At 63.0% G+C, this 16,202-nt stretch carries 21 protein-coding genes; 6 read left to right on the forward strand and 15 right to left on the reverse strand.

Annotated elements, in window-relative coordinates; all coding sequences use genetic code 11:
* Nucleotides 1–227 precede the first annotated feature (227 nt).
* The 3 genes from NKJ15_RS09190 (at nucleotide 228) to NKJ15_RS09200 (ending at nucleotide 3,400) form a co-directional block, all read left to right on the forward strand.
* Nucleotides 228–674 carry a DUF1036 domain-containing protein gene (locus NKJ15_RS09190; RefSeq protein WP_352815010.1) on the forward strand — a complete coding sequence of 149 codons (447 nt, stop codon included), beginning with the start codon at nucleotides 228–230 and terminating at the stop codon, nucleotides 672–674.
* A complete protein-coding gene (gene pyk, locus NKJ15_RS09195) occupies nucleotides 671–2,101 on the forward strand; it encodes a pyruvate kinase (protein WP_352454861.1) in 1,431 nt (476 codons plus the stop codon). The genes NKJ15_RS09190 and pyk overlap by 4 nt, the downstream gene beginning before the upstream one ends.
* Before the next feature lie 216 nt (nucleotides 2,102–2,317).
* The gene (locus tag NKJ15_RS09200) at nucleotides 2,318–3,400 is read left to right on the forward strand and encodes an NAD(P)H-dependent flavin oxidoreductase (RefSeq protein WP_352814940.1); all 1,083 of its coding nucleotides are present in this window, start codon (nucleotides 2,318–2,320) and stop codon (nucleotides 3,398–3,400) included.
* A gap of 103 nt (nucleotides 3,401–3,503) precedes the next feature.
* Here the strand turns inward: NKJ15_RS09200 and NKJ15_RS09205 are convergent, their stop codons facing one another.
* On the reverse strand, nucleotides 3,504–4,103 hold the full coding sequence (locus NKJ15_RS09205) for a tetratricopeptide repeat protein (protein WP_352471168.1): 600 nt from the start codon (nucleotides 4,101–4,103) through the stop codon (nucleotides 3,504–3,506).
* A gap of 94 nt (nucleotides 4,104–4,197) precedes the next feature.
* Nucleotides 4,198–4,323 (reverse strand): type B 50S ribosomal protein L36, encoded by a 126-nt coding sequence (ykgO, locus tag NKJ15_RS09210; protein ID WP_006327841.1) that lies wholly within the window; start codon nucleotides 4,321–4,323, stop codon nucleotides 4,198–4,200.
* 225 nt (nucleotides 4,324–4,548) lie between these two features.
* Between ykgO and NKJ15_RS09215 the strand changes: the two genes are divergently transcribed.
* Complete coding sequence (locus NKJ15_RS09215) at nucleotides 4,549–4,971, forward strand: lysozyme inhibitor LprI family protein (RefSeq protein ID WP_352471167.1); 423 nt, start codon at nucleotides 4,549–4,551, stop codon at nucleotides 4,969–4,971.
* 92 nt (nucleotides 4,972–5,063) lie between these two features.
* Here NKJ15_RS09215 and NKJ15_RS09220 read toward each other — a convergent pair whose 3' ends face one another.
* From NKJ15_RS09220 to NKJ15_RS09275, 12 genes are all read right to left on the reverse strand, one after another.
* Nucleotides 5,064–6,140 (reverse strand): 5-(carboxyamino)imidazole ribonucleotide synthase, encoded by a 1,077-nt coding sequence (locus tag NKJ15_RS09220; protein WP_352814942.1) that lies wholly within the window; start codon nucleotides 6,138–6,140, stop codon nucleotides 5,064–5,066.
* On the reverse strand, nucleotides 6,137–6,634 hold the full coding sequence (purE, locus tag NKJ15_RS09225) for a 5-(carboxyamino)imidazole ribonucleotide mutase (protein ID WP_023678468.1): 498 nt from the start codon (nucleotides 6,632–6,634) through the stop codon (nucleotides 6,137–6,139). Before purE ends, NKJ15_RS09220 begins: the two co-directional genes overlap by 4 nt.
* A gap of 124 nt (nucleotides 6,635–6,758) precedes the next feature.
* Complete coding sequence (locus NKJ15_RS09230) at nucleotides 6,759–7,607, reverse strand: anti-sigma factor family protein (protein WP_352767654.1); 849 nt, start codon at nucleotides 7,605–7,607, stop codon at nucleotides 6,759–6,761.
* Nucleotides 7,604–8,164, reverse strand: a complete 561-nt coding sequence (locus NKJ15_RS09235) for a sigma-70 family RNA polymerase sigma factor (protein WP_352817726.1) — start codon at nucleotides 8,162–8,164, stop codon at nucleotides 7,604–7,606. Before NKJ15_RS09235 ends, NKJ15_RS09230 begins: the two co-directional genes overlap by 4 nt.
* A gap of 25 nt (nucleotides 8,165–8,189) precedes the next feature.
* On the reverse strand, nucleotides 8,190–8,537 hold the full coding sequence (locus NKJ15_RS09240; protein WP_352540268.1) for a cupredoxin domain-containing protein: 348 nt from the start codon (nucleotides 8,535–8,537) through the stop codon (nucleotides 8,190–8,192).
* 11 nt (nucleotides 8,538–8,548) lie between these two features.
* Complete coding sequence (locus tag NKJ15_RS09245; RefSeq protein ID WP_352815012.1) at nucleotides 8,549–9,493, reverse strand: metallophosphoesterase family protein; 945 nt, start codon at nucleotides 9,491–9,493, stop codon at nucleotides 8,549–8,551.
* A 168-nt stretch (nucleotides 9,494–9,661) separates the two neighbouring features.
* Nucleotides 9,662–10,867 carry an aminotransferase class V-fold PLP-dependent enzyme gene (locus NKJ15_RS09250; protein ID WP_352814943.1) on the reverse strand — a complete coding sequence of 402 codons (1,206 nt, stop codon included), beginning with the start codon at nucleotides 10,865–10,867 and terminating at the stop codon, nucleotides 9,662–9,664.
* A 23-nt stretch (nucleotides 10,868–10,890) separates the two neighbouring features.
* Entirely contained in the window at nucleotides 10,891–11,352 is a 462-nt protein-coding gene (locus NKJ15_RS09255) for a RidA family protein (protein WP_023678474.1), read from the reverse strand.
* A gap of 34 nt (nucleotides 11,353–11,386) precedes the next feature.
* The gene (locus NKJ15_RS09260) at nucleotides 11,387–12,181 is read right to left on the reverse strand and encodes an amino acid ABC transporter ATP-binding protein (protein ID WP_352613466.1); all 795 of its coding nucleotides are present in this window, start codon (nucleotides 12,179–12,181) and stop codon (nucleotides 11,387–11,389) included.
* Nucleotides 12,182–12,185: 4 nt separating this feature from the next.
* Nucleotides 12,186–12,836, reverse strand: coding sequence for an amino acid ABC transporter permease (locus tag NKJ15_RS09265; RefSeq protein ID WP_352814944.1), 651 nt, complete (start codon nucleotides 12,834–12,836; stop codon nucleotides 12,186–12,188).
* Nucleotide 12,837: 1 nt separating this feature from the next.
* On the reverse strand, nucleotides 12,838–13,503 hold the full coding sequence (locus NKJ15_RS09270) for an amino acid ABC transporter permease (protein WP_023678477.1): 666 nt from the start codon (nucleotides 13,501–13,503) through the stop codon (nucleotides 12,838–12,840).
* Nucleotides 13,504–13,569: 66 nt separating this feature from the next.
* Entirely contained in the window at nucleotides 13,570–14,451 is an 882-nt protein-coding gene (locus NKJ15_RS09275; protein WP_031212143.1) for a transporter substrate-binding protein, read from the reverse strand.
* 128 nt (nucleotides 14,452–14,579) lie between these two features.
* Here NKJ15_RS09275 and NKJ15_RS09280 point away from each other — a divergent pair, with 128 nt between their 5' ends.
* Nucleotides 14,580–15,383: an IclR family transcriptional regulator gene (locus tag NKJ15_RS09280; protein ID WP_352814946.1), complete on the forward strand. Its 804-nt coding sequence runs from the start codon at nucleotides 14,580–14,582 to the stop codon at nucleotides 15,381–15,383.
* Nucleotides 15,384–15,416: 33 nt separating this feature from the next.
* On the opposite strand, the gene NKJ15_RS09285 is transcribed toward NKJ15_RS09280, so the two are convergent.
* The gene (locus tag NKJ15_RS09285) at nucleotides 15,417–15,620 is read right to left on the reverse strand and encodes a YdcH family protein (protein ID WP_023678480.1); all 204 of its coding nucleotides are present in this window, start codon (nucleotides 15,618–15,620) and stop codon (nucleotides 15,417–15,419) included.
* A 239-nt stretch (nucleotides 15,621–15,859) separates the two neighbouring features.
* Between NKJ15_RS09285 and NKJ15_RS09290 the strand changes: the two genes are divergently transcribed.
* Nucleotides 15,860–16,039: a YdcH family protein gene (locus NKJ15_RS09290; RefSeq protein WP_023678481.1), complete on the forward strand. Its 180-nt coding sequence runs from the start codon at nucleotides 15,860–15,862 to the stop codon at nucleotides 16,037–16,039.
* Nucleotides 16,040–16,202: the final 163 nt, after the last annotated feature.

Here is a 16,202-nt window from a genome sequence, read left to right on the forward strand (position 1 = left end):
GAACGCTTGCGCAATGCCGTTGTTTGGCCACGGTTTCTGCCAAAAAACTGAGCAGGGGCGACGGCAAGCGCGCCAGAGCCTTCTAAATCGATTGGAATTGGACAGATCGGCGCGTTGACATGCGTACGGACTTTTCCGAAAAGGGGCGTTGAGAGATGCAAATGTGGTTCTTGAGGGGTTTCAGGATGGGTTTCGCCGGCAGGCTGCGTGTGCGCCACGCCTTGGCCATGCCGCTCCTGGTACCGGCCACGGCTCTTTTCGCGGTGATTTCGGCCTCGCCGGCACGGGCCGATTTCCGGGTCTGCAACGCCACGCAGAACCTGGTCGGCGTCGGCATCGGCTATCGCGCCAAGGCCGGCTGGATCACCGAAGGCTGGTGGCACATCGAAGGCTCGAGCTGCAAGACGCTGATCGAGGGACCGTTGTCATCAAGGTTTTACTATCTTTATGCAGAAGACGCCGAGCGCGGCGGACGCTGGGATGGCCCGATCAACATGTGCGTGGCCGAAAAAGAGTTCAAGATCGCCGGCGTTACCGATTGCGTCGCCCGAGGCTTTCAGCGCGCCGGATTCCAGGAATATGACACGGGCGAGCAGGCAAGCTGGATGGTCCAGCTGACTGACGAGCCCGCAACGGATGGCGCTCCAGCCGCCCCGGGAACAAACAGTCAATGAGACGCAGCCGCAAGGTCAAGATCCTCGCCACCATCGGTCCGGCCTCCTCGTCCGAGGAGATGCTGAAGAAGCTGTTCGAAGCCGGCGCCGACGTGTTCCGCATCAATATGAGCCACACCGACCATGAATTGATGCGTACGCTTGTCGGCCGCATTCGTGCCGTCGAGGAGGCGGTCGGCCGGCCGATCGGCGTTCTCGCCGACCTGCAAGGGCCAAAGCTGCGCGTCGGCAAGTTCGCCAACGGCAAAGAGGTGCTGACCGTCGGTCAGACCTTCACGCTCGACGACAATCCCGAGCCCGGCAATTCGACGAGGGTCTACCTGCCGCATCCCGAAATCCTGCGTTCGGTCGAGGCTGGTCATCGCCTGCTGATCGACGACGGCAAGCTCGAGCTCAAGGCGGTCAGCAGCAACGGCAAGGCGATCGTCTGCACCGTCGTCGCCGGCACCACCATTTCCGACAAGAAGGGCGTCAGCCTGCCCGACACCGACCTGCCGGTCGGCGCGCTGACGGAAAAGGACCGCCGGGATCTCGACGCGGTTCTGGCGACCGGCGTCGACTGGGTGGCGCTGTCCTTCGTGCAGCGGCCCGAGGACCTGGCCGAAGCGCGCAAGATCGCACGCGGCCGGGCGCTGATCATGGCCAAGATCGAAAAGCCGCAGGCCGTCGCCCGGCTGGCCGAGATCATCGAGCTTTCGGATGCGCTGATGGTCGCCCGCGGCGATCTCGGCGTCGAGATGCCTCTCGAAGCCGTGCCTGGCATTCAGAAGCAGATCACCCGCGCCGCGCGCCGTGCCGGCAAGCCGGTGGTGGTCGCCACGCAGATGCTGGAATCGATGATCACCGCGCCGGTGCCGACGCGGGCCGAGGTGTCGGACGTGTCGATCGCCGTGTTTGAAGGCGCCGACGCGATCATGCTTTCGGCGGAGTCCGCCGCCGGCGCCTATCCGGTCGAGGCGGTGGCGATGATGAACCGGATCGCCACCAAGGTCGAAACCGACCCGACCTATGCCGGCATTATCAACGCGCAACGCTCGGAACCGGAAGCGACCGGAGCCGACGCGATCTCGCTCGCCGCCCGCGAAATAGCCGAGACGTTGAAGCTGTCGGCGATCATCACCTATACCGCGTCCGGCACGACCGGCTTGCGCGCCGCGCGCGAGCGGCCGCAAGTGCCGATCGTGGCGCTGTCGCCGATCCTCAACACGGCGCGGCGGCTGTCGCTGTTGTGGGGCACGCATTGTGTCGTTTCCCCCGACGCCAGCGACCTCGACGACATGGTCGACCGCGCCTGCCGCATCGCGTTCGATGAAGGTTTCGGCAAGCCGGGCGACCGCGTCATCATCACGGCCGGCGTGCCGCTGAGGACGCCGGGCTCGACCAACATGCTGCGCATCGCCTATGTCGGATCGGAAGTCGGCCGCTAATGTCGGCCGCGGCTGCCGGATAGGCCGGCTGCATGGCGCGTCGTGAACGCGGCGGCAGCCCGGTGCATTGACGGCAGTTGGGCTGCGATCAACGCCGAACTCCGCCAGCTTGCATCAGCCTGTGGCCGGCCGTGAAGCGGTTCGAAGGCCCTATCCGATCTTGAGCTGGAAGTCAGTTAAGGTAATCTCTCCTGGGAGAAAGAGGAGGGTGATCCAATGTGGATGCGCACTGATCTTCTGGAACTCCTCGGCATTGAGCACCCGATAATCCAGGCGCCGATGAGCGGCATCACCACGCCGGAACTGGCGGCGGCAGTCAGCAATGCCGGGGCGCTTGGCTCGCTCGGATGCGGCATTCTGCCTGCGGCGGCTATCCGCGAGCAGCTCACGGCGACACAGCACGCCACCAATCGTCCGATCAACGTCAACTTCTTTGCGCACCCGGCGCCGATACACGATGATGCGGCAGCCCAAAGTATGCGAGACCGCCTTCGCGGCTGCTATGAGGAGGTCGGTCTCGGACCGGTGCCCGAGCCGGGCGAGCCCTTCCCCACCTTCGATCGTGAGCGCCTCGAAATTGTGCTCGAGCTGCGCCCCAAGGTGGTCAGCTTCCACTTCGGTCTACCCGACACCGCAATTGTGCAGCAGTTGAAGGCGGCCGGCTGTACTGTCTTGTGTTCGGCCACCACCGTCTCGGAAGCGCGCCAGCTTGAGGCAGGAGGGGTGGACGCCATTATCGCCCAGGGATACGAGGCGGGTGGGCATCGCGGCACATTCACTGGCGACCCTGCTATCGGCACAGCAGGCACTGTGGCACTCGTACCGCAGATTGTTGATGCCGTGCGGGTGCCTGTAATTGCCGCTGGCGGTATCTTCGACGGTCGCGGCATTGCTGCCAGCTTTGCACTTGGTGCATCTGGTGTGCAGATCGGCACGGCTTTCCTGGCCTGTCCTGAAGCCAATGTGCAGCCAGTCTATCGCGTAGCATTGCGCTCGGCCAACGACGAGAGCACGTCGGTGACTCGCTGCTTCACTGGCCGCCCAGCGCGCGTGGTGCGCAACCGGTTTGTGATGGAAATGGCTGGTGAGGAAGATGCAGTGTTGGCGTTTCCGCTACAGGCGAGTCTGGTCATGCCGCTTTCGATGGCAAAGGATGAAAGCAAGCGGGCTGACTTTTTGCCTATTTGGGCCGGGCAGGGCGTTGCGAAGCTGCGGGAGATGCCGGCCGCCGCCCTTGTGGAGAAACTCGTCACGGAAGCAAACGGCATAGATCGGGCCTATAGGGGAGTAGGGGAGTAGGGGAGTAGGGGAGTAGGGGAGTAGGGGAGTAGGGCGCATGTGTTCCACAGTGCAATCTGCACCTCTCACATACTACCCTATTCCCCCTACTCCCTTACTGGTCTCAAATGCCTTCGCCGGCAAGCTCCTCGGAAAGTGCGGCGACCTGGTCCTGGGCGCTGCGCATCATTGGGTAGATGCCGAGCACGCGCTGCCAGGCCTCAAGTGCCGACTGCTTGTGGCCGGTTTCGGCCATGATCTGAGCCAGGCCCGAAAGCGCGCCGAAATGGCGTGGTTCGAGCTGCAGGGTGCGGTCGATGTCCGCCATCGACTTCCCGTAGTTCTTCATCATGAAATGAACAGTGGCGCGCCGGTTCCAGCCTTCCGCATAGGTCGGCTGCAAAGTCACCACCTGATCGAGGAAATCGAGTGCAACATCGAATTTCTGGGTTTCGATCGCCTTCTGCGACCATTGCATCATCAGGTCGATAGAGGCGCTGCCCGACTGGGACCACTCGCTGCCGATGCGTCCGGCGATGCGCTCGGCCGCCTTTTCATTGCGTTCGCGCTTGAGATCGGCAAACAGCTGATCGAGCCGCGCCTGTTTCGTCTTGACGACCGGAGGTGCTGTCGGCGGAGTTGTGGTCGGATCTTCAGCCCACGCCGGCAGCGAGACAGCGCCGGAAACGAGGAAAGCCGTGAAAAATGCAAAAAGAATCCGCATCGCGGGAATCTAGCCCCCGACGCCGGATCGTCAAACTGAATTTAGCGTGAGAGTCGTATCATGCGAACGGAGGCGCGCAGCCTCCGTCGAAAACTCAACCCTGGCGCGCCTTGTAGCGCGGCGCGGTCTTGTTGATGATGTAGACGCGGCCCTTGCGACGAACCAGCTGGTTGTCGCGGTGACGCGCCTTCAACGCCTTGAGCGAATTCTTGATTTTCATGGTCTTGCCCGTCGGTCTGGGCCCGGTCACGGGCCGAATTATTAAGGCGCGCCCACAGACGCGCCTTTGAACTGTGCGTGGCTCATAGACGAGGAGCGTTGCCCGTGTCAACCGCAAGCGCGTTGCCTAAACGATACGGACCGTTTCGTATCATCAAATATCCGTCACTGGCGTTGCGCAGGCTTGAGACGGCTGGAATGATGCGGTTGCGAATTGGAGATCGTCATGCGCCGAATTCTTGTGTCCGCCTGTCTTGTCGTCCTCGCGGCAGGTTCTGTTGCCTATGCGCAGGAATGCGATCGCAACGACGACAGCCAGCAGATGATGAACATCTGCGCCGACGCGGACTACAAATCCGCCGACGCCAAGCTCAACAAGGCCTACCAGGATATCATCGGCGGAAGTGACGCAAAAGCCAGGAAGCTGTTGCAGACGGCGCAGCGCGCCTGGATCGCTTTTCGCGACGCGGAATGCAGCTATTCGGCCGCGGACAGCGAAGGCGGCTCGATCTATCCGATGCTGATATCGGAATGCCTGACGCGGCTGACCGACGATCGCACCAAGCAGCTCACCGCCGATTCGACCTGCGCGGAAGGCGATGTTAGCTGCGCCAGCCCCGACGAGGACGAGAGCGGCGAAATCCAGTAAGCGTAGGTTCTAACGTTGTGTTTGAGCATGATCTTTTCCGAAATCCGGATTCCACTTTTCGCTAGCGCGGACCTTCGGTTCGGGATCATGCTCTAGCTGCGGCGGCTCACGCGCGTAAAATGGCCCATCTTGCGGCCGGGCCGCGCCTCGGCCTTGCCATAGAGGTGCAGCATCAGATCGGGCTCGGCGAGCAGCTCAGGAACGCGCCTGACATCGTCGCCGATCAGGTTTTCCATGACGCAGTCGAACTGCCGGGCGGGATTTCCCAGCGGCAGGCCCGCGACGGCGCGGATGTGCTGCTCGAATTGCGAGATGGTGCAGGCGGCCTCCGTCCAGTGGCCGGAATTGTGGACGCGCGGCGCTATCTCGTTGGCCAACAGCGAACCGTCGGCAAGGACAAAGAATTCGACGCCGATGACGCCGACATAGTCGAGCGCTGCAAGGATCTCTGCCGCCGCCGTTTGAGCCGCAGCCGCCGTCTCGGATTTTACTCCGCCCGGCAGCGTCGAGCTGTGAAGAATACCGTTGCGATGGACATTCCACGCTGGATCGTAGGCGGCGAGCGAGCCGTCGCTGCCGCGCGCGGCGATCACCGAAATCTCGCGCTCGAAGGTGACGAAGGATTCCAGGATCAACGGCACGTTGCCCATCGCCTCGCAAGTGCCGGCAAAGCCGCCTGTTTCCATGTTGCGGAAGACACGCTGGCCCTTGCCGTCATAGCCCATGCGGCGCGTCTTCAATATACCGCTGCCGTTGAACTGTTTCAGCGCAGCCGTCAGTTCCTCGTCATTGTCGACGGGGCTGAAATCCGCGGTCGGTATGCCGATGCCGTTGAGGAATTTCTTTTCCGCCAGCCGGTCCTGCGCCACTTCCAGTGCGCGTGCCGGCGGATAGACCGGCACCGTAGAGGCAAGTGCCGCGGCGGCCGCGACCGGTACGTTCTCGAATTCATAAGTAACGACGGCACTGGCCGCAGCCAGCTCGCTAAGCGCGGCCGCGTCGTCATAGGCGGCGACGATCTGCCAGTTGGCAACCTGTGCCGCCGGGCAATCCGGCTGCGGTTCCAGCACGACGATGCGGTAGCCGAGGCGGGCCGCGGCCATCGCCAGCATGCGGCCAAGCTGGCCGCCGCCGATGATGCCGATGCTCGATCCCGCCGGCAGGCTCACGGCGCGTCCGTGGGCTCGGCGGCCACCTTGGCGGTCTGCGCGGCGCGCCAGCTATCCAGCCGGGCGGCGAGCTTTTCGTCGCTCAGCGCCAACACCGCGGCGGCCAGAAGGGCAGCATTGGCAGCGCCGGCCTTGCCGATGGCCAAAGTGCCGACCGGAATGCCGGCCGGCATCTGCACGATTGATAGCAGCGAGTCCTGGCCCGACAGCGTCTTTGATTCCACCGGCACGCCGAACACCGGCAGCGGCGTCATCGCCGCCGTCATGCCGGGCAGATGCGCCGCACCGCCGGCACCGGCGATGATCACCTTGTAGCCGGCCGCCTTGGCGCCCTTGGCGAAGTCATAGAGCCGGTCGGGCGTGCGGTGGGCCGAGACGATCAGCCGCTTGTGCGGAATTCCAAGCGCCTCCAGCGTTTCGGCGGCGTGGCGCATCGTCGCCCAGTCGGACTGGCTGCCCATGATGATGGCGACGTCGGCGCGGTGATCGTCCAAGCTTCTGCTCTCCGGCGGCAAAAGCGCGCATTAGCTGAAATCGAGGGGAGCCGCAAGGATGGCCGGAAACGGCAAAGCCGCTTGTGTCGTCTCCGTCGCTGCGCACATGCACAGGAGCGGTCTGTCATCGGGTGGCCGCTGCTCGGAAGCGGTTGACGAAGTCGTCAAGTTCAGGCCGTTCGACATCGGAAATCGCCCAGTAGGAAAAAGCGCTGTCGCTCCAGTGGACCAGCGAGAAGCCACCAGCAGAAAGATCGACCGGTCCGGCTGTCGAGCCGGTTTCCTCGGGCGCCGCGACGAGAGTGATCAGGTGCTCGCGGTGCCTGTAGACCAGTGCCGGCACTGGCTGGTCGGCGATCACCTCGACCCGGCCGCCGAGCAACGCGAAGCCGTCACTGGCAAGGTCAGGTGCCGGCGGCGACAGGCCGACCCTGCCATCCAGCCAGGGTTTGACCGTGTGCCGGTCCGACGAGACGACGTCCACGGGGCTGGCTGCCAGCAGGCTGCGGCGATGGCCGCTGGCGACCGCGGCGGCAAAGCTGTCGGGCGCCCCGCTGAGCATCACCCATTGCGTCACGCCGCTGGCCAGCACGGCGGTGACGAGGATCGATGCCGCCATTGCGCGCCAGTCGAACGCGCCGAAGCGGCCCGGCCGCGTTTGGGTTGGCCGCATGTGGGTTGGCACGGTTTGCGGCGGCCGCGTCGGCGCCGGCCGAGCCTGTGCCTCGCCAGTCGCGCCGATCGCCGCGATGCGCGCATTGAGGGCGTCGCTGACCTGTGGCAGCGCCAGCCTGCCGACAGCGGACTGCAGCGCCACGATGCGAGCATGCTCGGCCGCGAGCGCCGGATCGGCGGCAATGCGCCGCTCGACCGCCAATGCTGCCGCTGCGTCGAGCTCGCCATCGACCAAGGCATGGATCATCAGTTCCACGCCCGCCGGGTCATCGGGCAGTCCATCGTTGTGCGCGCTCATGGCGCCCTCCCAAGTTGGGATATCAGCAGACCGCGCGCTCTCGCCAGCCGCGACATCACCGTGCCTAGCGGCACGCCAAGCAGCGTCGCGATCTCGCGATAGCTGAGGCCGTTGATGTCGCGCAGCACCACAGTCTCGCGAAATTGGTGCGGCAGCGCGGCGATCGCCGCCTCGAGTGCGGCCGTGTCGGCCTTGGCGATCAGGCTTGCCTCAGGACTATCCGTATCCGGCAGGCCGGCGCCATATGCAGCCGTCATGTCATCGAGGTCGCTCAGGTCGCCGACGGCGACGATACTGCGCGGCCGGTTGCGCGCCAGCCAGGAGTAAGAGGCGTTGCGCACGATCGCCAGCAGCCAGGCGCGCGCATTGCCGCCGGCATAGCCGGCGATGCCCGCATGCGCCTTCAAACAGGCCTCCTGCACCACATCCTCCGCGTCGGCGGCGTTGCCGGTCAGCCAGCGGGCAAGCGCAAGCGCATCCGCGAGATGGGGCAGAACCACCTCGCGAAAGCGCTCGGTCGCGGCCTCTTGGTTCAACACCGTCGCATCGCCCGGCATCCCGGGCAGAACCTTCCGAAAATCCTCATGGAGCGACGGTGATCCTGCCCTGCATGTGCGGGTGAAGCCCGCAGAAATAGGCATAGTCGCCCACTTTGGTGAAGGTGAAGGCGTATGTGTCACCGGTGTCAAGCGCCTTGGAGCGAAACGAGGCATCGTTGGCGACCACCAGATGCGGGATGTCGTCGTCATTCTCGAAGGTCACGGTAGTGCCCTGCTTTACCGTCAGCACCGCCGGCGTGAAGGCAAAGTTCTCGATCTTGACCATTGGCTGGCCTGCTGCGTTCAGTGGCATGGCAACCATTATCAGGATCGCCGCCAAACCGAACGTGACAGGGGATACGACCAAGACGCGGGATGGGAAGCGGATCATCGCATTTCCCCTCAGGCCAGCGTGCTGTCGATGATGGCGAGGTCCTGCCCGCCTTGCTTGACTGTCACGCTGCTTGTGCCGAGCAGGCTGCGCAACTGGCCGGCAGGTACCGTCATCGGCCCGGGTGAGGCTGCGGTGCCCGGCGCCGGTTGCGGGAAAGCGGTCGAGCGCGCGGTATGAAAGGTAACGTTGCCTTCGACCTTCTGCATGATCTGGTGGATATGGCCGGTGAGTACGGTGACAGAGCCGAAGCGCTTGAGCAGGGCCAAGGCCTGCGCCGCGTCGTCGGTGCCCCAGCCCCATTCGGGATAAACAGCCCATAGCGGGATATGGGCAAAGACGACGATTGGCGTCGAGGCGGTGACCGCCTTCAGATCATCGGCCAACCATGCCAACTGGTCGGCGCCGAGATTGCCCAGCCCGCCAGCCTTCAGGTTGACGACGTTGACCAGCCCGATGAAATGGACGCCGTTCTGGTCGAACGAATACCAGCCAGCGCCCTTGGTGCCCTTGCCGTAGCGGTCGAGATAGGCCTGGCCATTGCCGTCATCGATCAGGTCGTGCTCACCGGGCACATAATGCACGTCGAAGCCTGCGCCGCCGATGATCTGGGCAGCGTTGTCGAACTGCGCGGCTTTCGACAAATGGGTGATGTCGCCGGTGTGGATCATGAAAGCGGGCTTTTGCGGCAACGCCTGGATCTTGCCGATGGCCTCCTTCAGCGTGTCGATGGCGTGCGGGTTGGCAGCCTTGTCGAAGCCGATGTGGCTGTCGGAGATCTGGAGGAAAGTGAAGCCGGTGGCCAAGGCCTCGGCGGCTTGCGACGCACCCAGCAGGCTGAGCGAGACCGGCACGCCGGCCGAAATTGTCCACAGCACTCCCGTGCCGGCCCAGATCATGCATTCCAGTGCATGACGGCGGCTGATGCCGTCAGCTTCATTGTCGTGGTGGTGGATCATACCGGTCTCCTGCACGCCGGAAATGGCGTCTGTTTGGGAGACCAATGGGCGGGGTGGTTTATTCCGCCCGAAGACTAAAAGTTCATTCACACTGCCGTGATGGCGCACTGGCCCGATGCGAAGCCGGTGCTGGAAGGCACTGGCTCGACCACGCTCTGGCGATGTCTAGTCCGGCCAGCGCAGCGCTCCGGCGGACTGCTTGCGAGCGGGTTTCATCGCATCCGCGGGCCGATCGGCAGCACTCAACACCGCCCGCAGGCGTTCGGCAACGATCTCCGCCTCGCCGGGATGGAGATTGCACGGATCAAGGAAGAAGTGACCGCGCTCGACCTCGTGGTTGCGCACGATCACGGGCGGTGAACCCGCCGCAAGCGCCGAGGCGAGGCCGGCGGCGGTGAAGCGGCTTTCCGGCGCAACGAACACCTGCAGGCGGTCGAGAGGATTTCCGGTCGGATCTGGAATGATACGTGCCTCGATGCCAGGCAGGCCCTGCAATGCGGTTTGCCACAGATGCAGTGCGGCTTCTTCCCGCTGGCGAATGCCGGCATGGTCGCGCCGCTCCCAGGCTTCCAGGGCCGCCATAGTGCCGGCAATGCTCTCCTTGCCGACCTTCATGGCGCGCGCAACGCCCCGGTTCTGGAGATAGGCGGCCCGTACCAGATCCTTGCGGCCGGCAACGATGCCGCTTGTCGGCCCTGAGAGAAATTTGTGCCCGCTGTAGACAACAATGTCGGCGCCGCGCGCCAGAAAGCCACGCAAATCGTATTCCGAGGCGGCGTCGACGATCACCGGCACGCCCTTGGCGTGGCAAATCTCGCAGAACTCCTCAAGCGAGAGCATGCCGTATTGCACGGTGTGGTGCGCAACGACGTAGAGGGCTGCCGCCGTCCGGTCCCGGATCGCCTCGGCAACATGATAATCCTGGGTGACGCTGACCGTGCCGGCAGGCACTGCCTTGGCTCCGGCAAGCCGGATCGACTGGTCGATCGGCGCGCCGTAATTGACGATGTGACCAAGCTGAACGATGACCTCCGATTTGAGGCCCTCTGTGTCGTCCGGCAGCCGCTCGATCGCAAGAAGGCTGGTCCCGGTCATCGCGCCGGCAATCGCCATTGTTATGCCGCTGGCGCAGCATGCGGTGATGAAGCCGGCCTCGCCGCCGGTGAGGCGTGCAATCACCCTACTTGCGGCGCGCTGCAGATCGTCCATCTCGACCCATTGCGAGGCCATTTCCGACATTGCGGCAATCGCTTCTGGCACGATGATCGAAGCACCGAGTGCCGTCATCGTGCCGGAGACATTGATGATTGGGCGAAGGCCAAGCCGTTCGCGGATTGTCGTGTTGGAACGGTCAGCGGCATAGGTCGTCATCTCTGTAGATCCTGTTTAAGATTTCAGGCGGCGATCTCGACGACCGCCTCGATTTCAACTGTGATGTTGCCCGGCAGCGAGCCGACACCGATCGCGGAACGGGCATGTCCGCCAAGCGTATCAAAGACGGCCGCGAAAAGATCGGAACAGCCGTTCACCACCTTGGGGTGCTCGCTGAATGTCGGCGTCGCATTGACAAAGCCAAGCAGCTTGACGACGCGCACGATGCGGCCGAGGTCGCCGGCCGCCGCATGCATGACGGCGAGCAGGTTCAGGCCGGTCAGACGCGCATGCCCGTAGGCCTCTTCAACGCTGACATCCTCTCCGACCTTGCCGGTGCAGAGCGCGCCATCGGCGCGCAACGGCCCCTGGCCGGAGAGGAAGATCAGCCGTCCGCTCTCGGCATAGGTGACGAAGTTGGCGATGGGCTTCGGCGGCTCGGGCAGTGTCAGGCCCAATTCCGCGAGCCGGATGTAAGGCGTCATAAAAGCTCCTTGCGACAGCTTTCGCCGTCCGATGTCAAAAATGCGAGGCGCGAAACCGCGCCAGGAAACTGCGAAGGCGTTCATTGTCGAACCCCGCCGCCAGAATCTCGGCGGGTGGTCCGACGGCACTGACGCCGCCATCCGCCATGAAAACGATGCGGCTCGATGCGTCGCGCGCAAAAGCCATTTCATGCGTGACCATCAGCATCGTCATGCCGTCTTCGGCGAGGCTGCGCACGACCTCGAGCACCTCGCCAACCAGTTCGGGGTCGAGCGCCGAGGTTATCTCGTCGAGAAGCAATATCTTCGGCTCCATCGCCACGGCGCGGGCGATGCCGACGCGCTGCTGCTGGCCGCCGGAAAGCTCGGCCGGCAGACTGTCGGCTTTGTGGGCGAGGCCTACGCGGCCGAGCCAGTGCTCGGCAATGGTGCGGGCCTCGGCATTGCTCTTGCCGCGCACCTTGCGCAGGCCAAGCATGATGTTGCCGGCCGCAGTCAAATGCGGAAACAGATTGAAGCTCTGGAACACCATTCCGGTCTCGGCTCGCATCGCCGCCAGGTCGCGCTCGCTGCGTCGCTGGCGCGTTCCCGTCTCGCGATAGCCGACTTCTTTGCCGTCGATACGGATCGAGCCGCTGTCGTAGCTCTCCAGGAAGTTGACGCAGCGCAGCAGCGTGGTCTTGCCGCTGCCGGAGGGACCGATGACAGTCACGACCTCGCCGCGTGTCACCTTGAGACTGACGGAGCGCAGGACCTCGACGGATCCAAAGGCTTTGGAAACCTCGGTGACATCGAGAAGTGCCGGATTCTGGTGCGAGGCGTTGGACATCGTGCTATTCCCGGATGAAGGAGAAACGCCGCTCCAGGCGCCGGCTGGCCAAGGAGAGGGCGTAGTTGACGGCGAAGTAGACGAGCGCACCGAGAATGTAGAGTGGCATCGCCTCATAGGTGCGGCCGATGACCTGGTTGATTGCCTGCATGAGGTCGGTGATGCCGAGCAGCGAGACCAGCGCGCTGCCCTTCACCGCGTCGGTGACGCCATTGATCCAGGGTGGCAGGAAGCGCCTGAACGCCTGCGGAAAAATGACGTAGGCCAGCCGCTGGCGAAAGGTCAGTCCGATCGCCATTGCCGCCTCGGACTGACCCTTGGAAATCGAGCCGACGGCGCCCCTGAGATACTCGACGACTTGTGCGGTCTTGAAGAGGGTGAGAGCGAACACGGCCGCCCAAAAGGATTCCAGATGCAGCCCCACCGCGGGCAGGCCGTAATAGACGAAGAAGATCAGCACCAGGATCGGAATGCCGCGTATGGTGTCGCTGAAGATGCGCACTGCCCAGCGCAGCGGAAAAGGACCATAGACAAGGCCGACGCCCATCAGCACGCCGGCGATGAGCGATAACACCACGACCAGCAGCGACACCCACAAGGTTACGGCAAAGCCTTCGGCGAGGAACGGCAAGGCGTAGATGATCTGGCTCAGCATGTCAGCGCGCCGCCTTGAACCGGCGCTCGACGAGCCGCAGCGCGAAAAGCAGCGTGTAGCCGGTCAACAGGTACATTGCCGTCACCACCAGATAGACTTCGACAATGCGGAACGTGTTGAAGTTGATCCACTGGGCGCCATAGGTGAGTTCGGGTACCGAGATGACCGACGCCACGGACGTATCCTTGAAGAGCGATATGAATGTGTTGGAAAGCGCCGGCAGGGTTATGCGCAGCATCGTCGGCAGGCGCACATCGAGCAGCCTTTGCCATGGCGTCAGGCCGATTGCCTTGCCGGCGTCGAGCTGACCGCGCGGCACCGCCTCGAGCCCCGAGCGAAACACCTCGACCAGGTAGGCGCCGCTGTAGAGCGACAGCGTGGCAATGAATGAGGTTTGCGCGCTGTAGGCAATGTCGACCACCGTCGGCAAGCCGTAGAAGACCAGATAGACGAGCAGGATCAGCGGCACGTTGCGGATGAACTCGACATACCCCGCGATGATGGTCCGCACCGCACGTCCGGCCGACACGTACCAGACCGCCAGAACGAGCCCGATGACGATGCCGATCGCAATCGAGATGACGGCCAGTTCGAGGCTTAGCAGCAGTCCGCCCCAGAGCTTGTCGAAATGCCGCCAGATAAGGTTGAAGTTGAGAGTATAACCCATGCGTCCTCGTCATGGAGGGCTGTGATGAGAGAAGGCGGAAGGACGTTGTCCTTCCGCCCGCTTGCATCAAATGACTGGGAAACCGGGATGGCGCGCCGGCGGCTCCTGTCCGAAATAATCCTTGAACGCAGCGTCGTAGAGTGCCGTTTCATGACCGAACATGGCGATGGTGAAGGTCTGGTTGACGAAGGTCAGCCAGTCGAGGTCGCCCTGCCGAAGCGCGGCACCATAAAGCATTGAGAACCAGCTCTTGCCGGCATCGAAGTATTTGTCCGGATTGCGCGAGGCGAGCCAGCGCACCGTTGACAGATCGACCGCGGCGGCGTCGACGCGCTTCGATTCCAGGGCCTGCAGCACGTTGGCCTGCGTGTCTATCTGCATCACCTGCGACTCCGGCAGGACGATATGCACGTTAGCCTCGGCATCGACATTTTGCAGGATGGAAATCCGCGTCGCCGAACCGCCGGCAAGCAGCTTGTCGAAGGTCTTGTTTTCGGCGTTCGGAAGGGTCAGCAAGGCGATGCCTTCGACGTAGTAGGGTCGGGAGAAGTGGATCAGCTGCGAGCGCTGGGCGGTCATGGTCATGAACTGGATGGTGATGTCGACCTTGTTGGTGGTCACGTTCGGAATGCGCTGAGCCGGATCCTGCATGACGAATTCCACTTTGGTCGGATCGTCGAAAAGCCCCTTGGCAAGAATGCGACCCATGGTGATGTCCATGCCCACCAGTTCGCCGGCGTCGTTCTCGAAATGCCAGGGCGCATTGGTGCTGCCGGTGCCGACGATCACCTTGCCGCGCTCGAGGACGGTGCGCAGCAGGCTGTCCGGCGCTGCCTGGGCCGCCGCTTTCTGAACGTCGACCGCGGTAGCGGCGCTCATCACTCCGGCCGTTGCAAGCCCGGCCATTCCCAGTTTCAGAAATTCACGCCTTTTGGATGTGTCGTTCACGGCGACCTCCTTTCGTGTTGTGTTCCCCTTTGGAGCAGCAGTACAGGCATCGGTTGCAACTGACGTCATTGTCCCTTACAAGAGACGCCTGTACTCTGTACAAGACAGATTAACATCAGGGATCGATAATGCAAGATGGCAATGCCTTGGCCGCTCGACCGGACGCCGGTCTGGACGAAGACAAGCACTCGGGCTCTCGGGAGAAGGGTCTCAACCGGGTCCTCCAGATTTTGGAGTTTCTCCACACGACCCAGCGCGCGATCGGCGTCGGCGATCTTGCCAGAGGGGTGAATGCACCGCGGTCGACGACCTATACGCTGGTGCGCTCGCTGGTCGACGCAGGTCTGCTGGAGATGGCCGGAGACGGCAATCGGGTTTATTTCGGAAAGAAGCTTTATCTCTACGGAATGGACTATGTGCGGGGCAACGACCTGCTCAGGCGAGGGCGCCAGGAAGTCGACCATCTGTCGCGCGAGACCGGCGAGACCTCGGAGCTCTGCATGCTGCAAAGCGGCCGCTACACCATCGTCCATTCAAGCCCGGGAACGAGGCCATTCCGGATCAGCTCGGCGACGGGTCTGCAAATACCGCTCCCCTGGACAGCTTCCGGGCGGCTGCTCCTCGCCGGCTTCGACAGGGCAGCGATCGAGGATATGGTCTCGGAAGACGATCTCGTACTGCCCGACGGCCGCAGGTTGCGTCTCGACGATTTCATAGCCGACATCGCCGTCGCCAAGTCGGCCGGCTACTGCGTCACCTCCGGCCTTGTCGATGCCTACACCAAATGCCTGGCCGCGCCGGTCTTTTCAGCGCCGGGCAGGGTCGAGGCGACGATGTGCCTGGTGGTTCCGATCGATACCTCGACCGAAAAGACCGACGACCTGATAGCGTTGTTGCGCGAGCGCGCCGCACGGCTTTCGATCGCGGCATAACCGCTTTTCCAGCAGGCCGGCGCCGGCGTCCGTTCAAGCGATAATGTCTGGAATGATCTTGTCTTCCAGCGCCATCAGCCTGTCCTTCAGGAAAAGCTTCTTTTTCTTCATGCGCTGGATCTGCAGCGGGTCGCAATTCATGGCGATCATCGCATTGATGGCGGCGTCGAAATCGGCGTGTTCCTGCTTCAGCCGGGAATATTCGAGGCGGATATCTGCCTGTTCCTGATCGGACATTTTTACCGTCTGCACGTCTGCGGCGCCCAAACTATGGGCCTGATTGGGCGGGACCGGGTCTTCTTGCACCGGCGCGCAGCCCATATCACATTTCATATTGGCGTGGAATGCTACCACGCAGCATTCGACATCGGTGCGCGATGGTGGCACACTGTCATTATGCCGTCATAGAAGCGAGCCTGCGGTGGACGTGCCATGACGGCTGCAATCCGAGGAAACCATGAAAGGGAGAACCAATCATGTCTCTTGCATCCCATCTTGATGAGCTGCAGCGGAAACACGGCGACATCGAACGCGAAATCGATGATGCGATGACCCATCCATCGGTAGACGACCTCGAAATCGTGAATCTCAAGCGGCGCAAGCTGGCGCTCAAGGACGAGATTGAAAAACTGAAGGCGAAACCGACGACGCACTGAAGCCCTTCCAGGACTAGAAGCGCCGCCCGGCGCGCGATCTTTCCGGTGGCATCGCTATGCTACCGGAAACGTTCGTGGATTTGCGGCAAGCTGCCGTCTTGTCATTTCCGATTTGCTGGGCCTGCGCGCCAGTCGCCATTGACAAGCCATCTTTGCTCCTCCA

Origin of the sequence: Mesorhizobium sp. M0207, assembly GCF_040321995.1 — a bacterium.
Lineage (GTDB): Bacteria > Pseudomonadota > Alphaproteobacteria > Rhizobiales > Rhizobiaceae > Mesorhizobium.